The 8,895-nt window shown below is 63.0% G+C and carries 8 protein-coding genes; 2 read left to right on the top strand and 6 right to left on the bottom strand.

Features of this window, described 5'->3' with window-relative positions:
- Positions 1-562: 562 nt before the first annotated feature.
- Positions 563-1,156 carry a hypothetical protein gene (locus BN1233_RS02490; RefSeq protein ID WP_046861866.1) on the bottom strand — a complete coding sequence of 198 codons (594 nt, stop codon included), beginning with the start codon at positions 1,154-1,156 and terminating at the stop codon, positions 563-565.
- A 1,052-nt stretch (positions 1,157-2,208) separates the two neighbouring features.
- Here BN1233_RS02490 and kdoO point away from each other — a divergent pair.
- Positions 2,209-3,078 (top strand): Kdo hydroxylase KdoO, encoded by an 870-nt coding sequence (kdoO, locus tag BN1233_RS02485; RefSeq protein WP_197094578.1) that lies wholly within the window; start codon positions 2,209-2,211, stop codon positions 3,076-3,078.
- Positions 3,079-3,660: 582 nt separating this feature from the next.
- On the opposite strand, the gene BN1233_RS02480 is transcribed toward kdoO, so the two are convergent.
- The 3 genes from BN1233_RS02480 to BN1233_RS48190 form a co-directional block, all read right to left on the bottom strand.
- On the bottom strand, positions 3,661-4,170 hold the full coding sequence (locus BN1233_RS02480; RefSeq protein WP_046862407.1) for a hypothetical protein: 510 nt from the start codon (positions 4,168-4,170) through the stop codon (positions 3,661-3,663).
- Positions 4,171-4,317: 147 nt separating this feature from the next.
- Complete coding sequence (locus BN1233_RS02475) at positions 4,318-4,848, bottom strand: GNAT family N-acetyltransferase (protein WP_046861864.1); 531 nt, start codon at positions 4,846-4,848, stop codon at positions 4,318-4,320.
- Between the two features lie 3 nt (positions 4,849-4,851).
- Positions 4,852-5,004, bottom strand: coding sequence for a hypothetical protein (locus BN1233_RS48190; RefSeq protein ID WP_187144241.1), 153 nt, complete (start codon positions 5,002-5,004; stop codon positions 4,852-4,854).
- Here BN1233_RS48190 and BN1233_RS42575 point away from each other — a divergent pair.
- Positions 5,003-5,482, top strand: a complete 480-nt coding sequence (locus BN1233_RS42575; RefSeq protein ID WP_052763677.1) for a GNAT family N-acetyltransferase — start codon at positions 5,003-5,005, stop codon at positions 5,480-5,482. The genes BN1233_RS48190 and BN1233_RS42575 overlap by 2 nt on opposite strands.
- Positions 5,483-5,665: 183 nt before the next feature.
- Here the strand turns inward: BN1233_RS42575 and BN1233_RS02465 are convergent, their stop codons facing one another.
- Positions 5,666-6,241 (bottom strand): DUF421 domain-containing protein, encoded by a 576-nt coding sequence (locus BN1233_RS02465; RefSeq protein ID WP_048708851.1) that lies wholly within the window; start codon positions 6,239-6,241, stop codon positions 5,666-5,668.
- Positions 6,238-8,025 (bottom strand): sulfatase-like hydrolase/transferase, encoded by a 1,788-nt coding sequence (locus tag BN1233_RS02460; protein ID WP_063776681.1) that lies wholly within the window; start codon positions 8,023-8,025, stop codon positions 6,238-6,240. Before BN1233_RS02460 ends, BN1233_RS02465 begins: the two co-directional genes overlap by 4 nt.
- Positions 8,026-8,895: the final 870 nt, after the last annotated feature.

Genomic DNA, 8,895 nt, shown 5'->3' with positions numbered 1-8,895 from the left:
TCTGAACACCAGAAGCATTTCCTACTGGATTATCTACTTCTCTAACGCCAAACGCAGTTTAGGAATCCCAAAAGCTCCTCCGGTGAATGCCTTGGGAGGACAGACCTGAAAGAGGTGCCGGCAGCAATTTCTCGTAGCTAGTTCAGATTTTACGGTCGCATTCGCAGGCGACATTTTCGAGACCCGCCCAGTCGGTGATCTGAATTCACCCACGCTGCTGTCTTCTGGAGCGAGCGCAGGACTAGACTTGCCGTAGAGCGCTGTAATCCCAGCATCTCGGCCAGAAGCTTATTCCGCTCATTCGGTCAAGCCACCGGTCCCAAAATCCGGATCCGCTTTACGCCAAAAAGCCGGACTGGTCCGGTTCGAATGGTCGGGCCGGACCAAGATCCACCCTCTCGATCCCGGTCCGTTGCGAGAGGCAGTTAACCTGTGGCTCCGCAACCACCTCAGGATGAAACGTTACTGCCGTGCTCTGGGTCGCCTTGACCCCAACAGCATATCGAACCGCAAGGATGCCGCCGTGTAGCCGGTCTGTGGACACGACGGCAGAGGCCACACCCTACCGCGTGGCGGGCTCGGGTATCTGGACCGGGAGCATCAGGTGTTCGTACGGCGTGTCCGGCCACATCACATAGGGCTGTGTGGTGTCCGGTTTGGCGGCTCGTGGGTAGCCCTCCATCATGCCCTTTGCCCCTACGACCATCACGTGCGGTCCTGTCTCGATCCAGTTGTTGTTGGGCTCGGGTTTCTCGGCATACGGATCGGTGTTGCTGGCGTCAGTGCCACCGGATAGCATGTACATGAATCCGACTTTATTCTTGGGCGGCTCCTTCTTTCCGATCCAGGCTTGCGCCCACTCCATGGCGTTCTGGTCGCCGCACATGGGATCAGGCCCTGGTGAGTTCGGGTTATCCGGCAAACAGGTGAAGCCATTGGTCCCTTTGCGGATTACTCGCATCTTCCCGTCCGCTGACACATCGACGATGGTGGCGTCCTTGGCGACTGCAGGCGGGGCTGCCGCCATGGCGCTCTTAATGATGTCCTCATCGCTCATCGGACCGGTTGTATGTTGGTGCTGGGCAGAGGCCGAGGTGATAGAAGCTACGCTGAAAACGCTGAATGCGAACCATGCGAGAGCGTGATGCCTGTTCATGGCTCACCTCCTGTCAAAGCGCGACCGGCAAGAACAATAATACTCCCGGAATGCTATGGTGACTAACCTATGTCTAGACTGGCTTCCACTCTCCCGCGGCCGTTCGCGCCCGCCAGATTGCCTCCGAGTATTCTACCCGGCGGTTCGTGGGGTATAACTCCTGAGCGGCTCGAGGCTCTGCGCCAAGCGTGGCTCCCTGCGAGCAGATCGTGCTGCTCGCGGCCCGGGCTCACCGGGTTGAAGGGCAGAGGATTTTGATCGAGGCTGCCGCAGAGCTGAAGCAGTCAGGGCTCGCCGGTGTCGCCTTCGTACTTGCAGGAGATTCCAGGGCCGGTCCTCTCATATGCGCGAGTTCCACGCCCTGATTGCCTCGCGTGGGCTGACTGGTGTTGTCCGACGCGTCAGGCATTGCACCGACATGCCGGCCGTCTTTCTGGCTGCAGCCTTCGTAGCCGTGCCATCAACCGGGTCCGAAGTCTTCGGAGGCTTGGCGGTCGAGGCGCAGGCCATAGACTCCTGTTGTCGTGTCCGATCACGGGACCATCCCGGAAACGGTGCTGGCGCCGCCAGTAACCTCAGCTCACGAGCGCACCGGCTGACGCATTCCAGCTGACAACGCCGACGCGCTCGCCCACGGGATTGCAGCAGCATTGTCGCTCGAAGCCAGTGAGCGAGAAGCTTTGCCGAAACGGGCGCGTATCCATGTCGAACGCCACTTCTCACTCGAGCGTATAGCCTCATACAATGGACGTATGCGCCCCGTCGCTCGAATCCTACGCAAGCATGAGCTCTCAGGAAAAGGGATAAGAGCGAAGCTCAGTCAGGCAGCCCGATAAGCCTTGTGAATAGTCACCTTGTTCATCTCAAGTGGGCGATTACTGGGCCAGTAGGTCTTTGCGTCGTCTGGCTGACCGTACATGCCTGCTACGCTTTTTATTGCGCTGGAAATCCCGGATCTGCGGTGTAAGGGTCAGCCCAATGGATACGACTCGGCGGCCCAAGTCGCCCGTTGAGGAAAGGCTGTTTAGAGCGCCGGGAGCATCATGACGGATGTGATCGAAAGCCTCGAGATCGACCGTTGGTCAGGCCCATTCTCGGCGGAGTTGCAGCACAAGGCTTTGGCCGCGCTTGAAGCCGGAAGGGTCGTGTTCTGCCCACGCCTTGCATTCGCCGTGAAGGACGAGGAAGCGAAATTGCTATCCTCTGATTTTGCTACCGGAAAGGCTAAGAACATCAGCCTTGATCCGGCCAAAGGACAAGTCAGCGGCACCGCGGCGAGCAGTCATGAGGAGCACTTGCGCGCGATGATGGAGCGCTTTGCCCGTAGTTCGAATCAGCTCGTCACGGATCTTTTTCCGGGTTACTTAGAAGGTATCGAGCTGGCGCGCACGAGCTATCGTCCCGTCGAGATTGTTGGCCGCCAGTCTTCGCCCCGAAAGGACGACAGGCTGCTTCACGTCGATGCCTTTCCGTCACGCCCGACGCGAGGCCGCCGCATCCTGCGCGTCTTCTCGAACATCAATCCCACCGGGAAGGCTCGTATCTGGCATGTTGGTGAGCCTTTCGAAGATTTCGCCCGCAAGTATGTTGGCGCGGTGCGCCGTCCGTTCCCGCTGGAGCCTTCGTTACTGGCAGCCCTCGGAATCACCAAGGGAAAGCGAAGCGCCTACGACCAGATCATGCTGGGCCTGCACGACAAGGGCAAACTTGACCCTCGCTACCAGAAAGAGGCGCCGCAGACTGAATTCGGCTTCCCGCCAGACACCACATGGCTCTGCTTTACCGACCAGGTGCTCCATGCGGCAATTTCCGGTCAGTTCGCGCTTGAGCAAACGTTTCACGTCGATATCGCCGCCATGGCCAGACCGGAGCAATCACCGCTCAGAGTGCTCGAGAGGATCACCGGACAGGCTCTCGTTTAGTGCCGCACCGGAGCATGTAACCTCCATTGCTCGGGTTGGATCGGTCGCCGCTGATCCCGCGGCGAATCTGAAATCTGATAAGTGCGGGCATCCCGATGTCCTGCCGCGGAGTTGCTGCTATGTCCGCTTCCAAGGCCTGAGCACGCTTGCTGACTCGATTTCTGAGACCCGAGATGCGCCGAATGGGCAGCATTACCCGCTGAGACCGGCCGACAAATGCGGGCGTCACTGACACAGAAAAGCCCAGGCTCCGGGGCGAACGGGCCGGGATGCCGTCGCATCTCCGCCTCGCACACTACGGGCCTGGGCTGATCAGGCACCAGTCGGGCGCTCGCATCGTCAGGCAAGCGCAGGAACAGGCCGGGCCGGAGTACATCCGTCCTGGCACGGGCCACATCGGAGCCGGCGGTGACGCCCGCCGCTTCGAAGTCCACACAAGGGTCCGCTGGATGAGCCCGATATGGGAACGGGACCTCCCGACTGCAAGGGTTATTGGTGGCGGCCAATGTTATCCGCTGCCCACCCCTGAGGAGCTACTGGCCTCGTGCTTGATGAGTCAGGAGAATTCGACCGTGACAGCGGTCAGGCCTGCGTCGCCGATGTGCCGAGAGCGGATGAGATTTCGGCCAGGGTCGCGCGTTCGGCATCACTGACGGCGACACCTCCAAAGCCCAGAAAACCACCCTCGGTCCCGGCTTCTGCAACCTTCTGGGCCACCTCGCGCAGCCATGCCTTGAACCCGGCCGCGTCTTCGGGCGCCTTGGCGTCGACGAGGGCGGCCACGGCCCTCAATTCCTCGATGGCCTTGCCCTTGAACTCAGCAAGCTGAACGCCCTTGAACTGCGCCTGCACGCTGTCGCGCGCCGCCGTGCGGGTCTCCGAGGTCGTGATGTCGTCCGCGACGGCCTTGGCAAGCGGGTTTGCGCCGGCTTCCTGTTTCGCCTCCAACAAGGCCCACCCGCTGGACATCGTCTCCTTGAGCAAACCCCAGAGCCCGCTCGGATCCGCCGCCGTGATCGCCATGCCGGCCACCATCGGGCTTGCCACGACGCGTGCCCATTCCTCGGGTGTAAAGTTTGCCTTGCCTGCCATCTCGAATCTCCTTGGCCATTCGCTCAATGGCCAGGTCTCGCGCTGGTTCCATAGCGGCGCCGGTAACCGGTCCAGCAGCGCGAGGTTCGGGACGTGCCGGAAGGCCCCGGCGAGAGGAACCACCTCCTGCAGGCGCATCGAGGCGTCTCAGGCGTCGGGCCTATCTCCCTCACCGTCGAGGCTCATCACCATGAGACACCGTCGCGACGGATCATGACCCGCCTCGGCCCGCACCTTTCGCATGTGGCCGGGCAGCGTGCCATCCGGATCGACCTCCTCGAACCCGAGGCGGGCATAGAAGGGTCCGTTCCAGGACAAGTCGCGGTAGGTCGTCAGGGTGACCGCGGGAAACCCGGATCTCCTGGCATGGCCGACCGCAGCCGCGACCAGCGCGCCGCCGATCCCCTGCCGCTGATGGGAACGGGCGACCGAAACTTCGGCGATGTAGAGCCGGCCGTCCAGCGCGTGCGCCGCGAGGAAGCCGACCGGCTCGCCTCCGCTATCGGCCGCAACCCACAATGTCCCGTCCCGGCAGGCGGCCTCCAGCACATGCCGGTTCATCGTCTCCCCGTCCGCCACCCACGCCAGGCCGACATCCCGAAACACGGATGCAGCGGAGCGCTCGATCTCCGCGAGTTTGTCGAGATCGTCAGGGCGGGCGAGGCGGACAGGAGGCATCAGTCAGATCTCAGGTTGGGTACGGACTCGTGCAGACGCGGCGGTTCTGGCGAATTTCCTTCCTCGAGCCTCGGCTATGAGGACGTTCAGCACACGCATGATCGCCGCCAGCGCGATCAGGTCTTTGTACTTGCGCGCAGCAGGCTGCTCGGACATGAGCCGTTCGATGCAAATCCGCAACGCCACTCCCGAGGACCATCCGGCCCTCCATCATCTGCTCACGCAATCCTGGATGCGAAATTGGGCGCCGCACGTCTCGGCAGCATCGGTTGAGCGCTTCCGGATCGAGGATCCCGTTTCCGCGTATCTGTCCGGCCACTTGCCGGCCATGATGGTTGCGGAGGACGCAGGACGTGTCGTAGGCATGCTTCATCTCGTCGGCAAGATGATTGCGTCGATCCATGTGGCTCCCGATGCCCAGGGCCAAGGGGTAGGCTCGAAGCTCATGGATTTTGCCGAGTCCGAGAGCGCGACCGTTCTCGAAGTGCGCGCCTTCAACACGCGTGCAATCCGCTTTTACGAAAAGCGCGGTTGGCGCGGCGTCCGACATTACGAAGGCGACGAGTTCGGCACGGCACTAGCGACGATCGAGATGCGCCTCGCCTCTCCGGTTGAGGCCCTCCCGGCTCCCTGACGTTTTTCCTCGTTCGCCTCGCCGGATTGCGATCCGATCAGTGCCGCCAGCCGGCCAAGTACCTGCTCAATAGAACCGGCGATCTCGATGCAGCAAGGGCCAGTGCGGTTGACGTTATCCCTCGCATTGTAGATCGGTTGCAGAGATGGGAGAGCTGCCCAGAATACGTGAATCAGCGGCTCGTCATTCGAGCTTGATCCGGATGTTCTTGACGCCGTCCTCGACCGAGACGTCCAGGATCTTGGGCTCCGTCGTGAAGGGAATGACGCTGATCCTGCCGTTGCGCTCCAGATACGCCCGCTTGATCTTCGCGGGGTCCGGGTCCCCGGTCTGGAGCCGGAGTGCCTGCTTCAGGTCGTTCTCCGACAGCTTGGCTTCCCGCATCCCCTCCTCCTGAATCTCGCCATCCTGGATCAGCAGGCGGGGCTCCCCTTTCACCAGCGCCCCAAACGAGGTGTAGGCCGCCAGGGTCGCGAAGAGCCAGTGCAATCCAAGCAGCGCCGCGCTCGCCACGACCGTGGGCAGAAAGGGCGCCGAGCCATTGATCGCCCGGCTCATGATGGAGCCGAGCATGATCGCCACGATGACATCGAACGCGCTCGCCTTGCTCAGAAAGCGCTTGCTCGCCAGCCGCACCAGAACGAGCATGATGGCGTAAATGGCGATGGCGCGCAGCGCCATCTGCACGGAGTTGACGTCCCCGACATCGAGATCCAGCCCCAGAAGGCGCTGAACCTCATCCACCATGGACTGGATCACGTCGTCCCTTCCGCTGCGGTCCTGCCTGTAATCTCACGAGCTTCATCCAGCCCGCCGCTCCGGTCCTCCGGGGCGTCGCCCTGACCGTTGCGGTGTTGCACCTCGCGCGTGCCGAACATGTCGAGGTCGAACGGGCAGCGGTCGTCGCCGATCTCGTGCCGCACCAGTGCGTGCAGCTTGGCGAGCATGCGCTGAACGAGTGCCGGATCGTGGCGCGGGTGGTCGGGATGCGCGAGGTTCTCCAGCTCGCCGGGATCGCTCACCAGATCGTAGAGGGCGACATCGGCGCCTGCATAGAGGCCATCGAGCGTTGCGGGATTGCCGTATTCGAGCGGACTGAACCAGCGCACGAGCTTGTAGCGGCCATCGGACACGGCGCGGAAATACGCCCGCCGCGAGAAGTCCGGGGCTCCATACATCCGCCCCGCCTCGTGCAGGCGCGTCCTGCGATCCTCCTGCTCGTTCTGCTCGTTCGAGGGTTCGCTTGCCGTAGTGGTCAGCATCTTCAGTGCGCCTGAGACCGACCACTGGCTGTCGAGGGCATTCAGCCCGTCCCAACAGACCAGGGCGCCGTCTCCCGGGGCATGAACGCTGCCGCGCGGGCCATCCTGCTCGGGATCGAGCATCACGGCCTTCAGGCTGCGCCCCTTGAGATGGGGATAGCGCGCGCGGATCTCCTCTTCATCGAGGCCGGCAAAGGCCAGGAGCGTCGGGGCGAGATCGAGGTGCGAGCCGACCGCCGCCGTGCGCCGTCCCTGCGGGCCGCCCGGCGCGCAGACCGTCAGGTTGACCACAGCGGCCTCGTCGAAGGGAATGTTGGCCTTTTGCGTGAGGCGGTGCGCGCCGTTCATCTCGCCGTGGTCGCCGGTGAAGATCACCACGGTGTTGCGCCACAGGTCCAGCCGGTCGAGGGCCCCGACCACCCGGCTGAACTGCGCGTCCACGAGGCGCATGCAGTTGACGAGATAGTTGCGGTGCTTGAGCCAGAGGTCGGTGCGCGCGTCCGGAATGCGCCCGTAGTTCAGATCGACATATTCCTTGTAGTAGCGCACGCCTTGCGGTTGCAGGGCATAATCGTCCTCGAAATTGTCCGGCAGGGTGACGTCCCAGTCCTGCTCGAACCAGCCGAGCTGCTGCACGGTGGTCTGGACCCCCGCCACAAGTCCCTCGGGGTGCGGCTGCTGGCAGGGGTCGGTCTGGTGGAACATCACGTCATGCGGGTTGACGAGGCTGCACACCAACAGCCAAGGCCGGTCGAGCCGGGAGGCCTTGTGCTCCAGCCAGTCCACCGTCTCGAATGCGACGGTGCCGTCGAGCTGCTCGCCTTCCAGCGGAGCGCCGAACATGTCGCCCCATTGCTGGTAGTCGGAGAAGCCGTAGCGCTCCAGGCCGTCCTCCCGGTGGGGCACCTCCGACAGGTGCCACTTGCCCTTGAAGGCCGTGTGGTAGCCCTGGTCGCGCAGCATGTGCCCGATCGTGGGGATCGCGTGCGTGAGCTCGCCCGTCCAGGCAAAGTTGGTGTTGTCCCACAGGCCGGTGTGGATTGCGTGGACGCCCGTCCACATCGTGGCGCGCGACGGCGTGCAGATCGGCACCGTGCAGTATTGCCGGTCGAAGGACACGCCCCGCGCTTCGAGGCACTGCATCGCTGGAAAGGACACCGCGTCGGGCACCTGCATGTGGGCCTGCCACTGGTCCATGCACAGAACCAGGATGTTCGGCCGCGTGCCGGGCTGCGGGTTCTCCTGAGGCGCGCTGGTTGGTCTCGGTATATCCGTCGCCATCTCGTGCCGCTCCTCGCCTCTTGGCCGCCGGCTCTGTTGCGGGCGGCCTACGAGGACGCCTCCTGCGCCGATGCGCGACTTCGCGTTGCCCTATACAATCGGCGCGTTCGAAATCGGGTCCATCTCCTGCCCCGAAATATCCACTGCTCGGGAGGCCCGGCGGGAACGGCCCGCGACTCTCCGCGTTGCCTCGGCGAGCTACAATCGGCATCGCAGCCATGACAGGATTGGAGCGTCGAGCCCGGCGCTGGGTTATGAGAGAGATCGACAGGATCGGAGACCGGCACGCCGTAGCGAGTACCTCTTCGGACACGAAATCTCGTCCACCGTTCCGAGACGCGGTGGAACCGGCCCGGACTCCGGAAGGCCTCGACAGGACGTAAGCGTTCACGGCGGTATCGCACGATCGCGCATCTCTTGCGATTAGGCGTTATCTGCGCCAGCGGATTACGGCGTGTGTGTTGAAGACCGACGGCTGGTGATCAGCCCAGCGGCCCGGATACGATTTCGCCCCCCATCGCGAGGTCCGGCGGGCTCGGCTTGGCCCCGAAAATTCCCGAAGATGCATAACCTCTCACAGGCACCGCCTGTTGCACGCCTCCTTGCAGGTTGCCGTCGCGCACGTTCAAATCACCGCAGGCCCAGGAAAATTCTTCGACAGAAAGACGAGCCTCGCCGGTCGAGAGGCGAGCCATCTACCTCCGCCGGCCTCGACCCTCATGTCGTTCGTACTCCCCAAGCCTCGACGAGTTGCCGTCGAAAATCCTCGGTAGGAACCGATGCGGGCCTTGCCTCCGCCCAGAAAGGAGGTCTGGCTCCAGGAGATGATTCCGACGTTCAGAGTCGCCCGAATGCACGATCGATGGCACT

Origin of the sequence: Microvirga massiliensis (assembly GCF_001006805.1) — a bacterium.
GTDB lineage: Bacteria > Pseudomonadota > Alphaproteobacteria > Rhizobiales > Beijerinckiaceae > Microvirga > Microvirga massiliensis.
Note: the sequence above shows the minus strand (reverse complement) of the source record. Positions and strands in the feature narration are given on the sequence as shown.

Bases quoted from the DNA above. Each gene is read 5' to 3' on its own strand.
- BN1233_RS02490 (WP_046861866.1), bottom strand. From the start codon at position 1,156: ATGAACAGGCATCACGCTCTCGCATGGTTCGCATTCAGCGTTTTCAGC.
- BN1233_RS02480 (WP_046862407.1), bottom strand. From the start codon at position 4,170: ATGGCAGGCAAGGCAAACTTTACACCCGAGGAATGGGCACGCGTCGTG.
- BN1233_RS02475 (WP_046861864.1), bottom strand. From the start codon at position 4,848: ATGCCTCCTGTCCGCCTCGCCCGCCCTGACGATCTCGACAAACTCGCG.
- BN1233_RS42575 (WP_052763677.1), top strand. From the start codon at position 5,003: ATGAGCCGTTCGATGCAAATCCGCAACGCCACTCCCGAGGACCATCCG.
- BN1233_RS48190 (WP_187144241.1), bottom strand. From the start codon at position 5,004: ATGTCCGAGCAGCCTGCTGCGCGCAAGTACAAAGACCTGATCGCGCTG.
- BN1233_RS02460 (WP_063776681.1), bottom strand. From the start codon at position 8,025: ATGGCGACGGATATACCGAGACCAACCAGCGCGCCTCAGGAGAACCCG.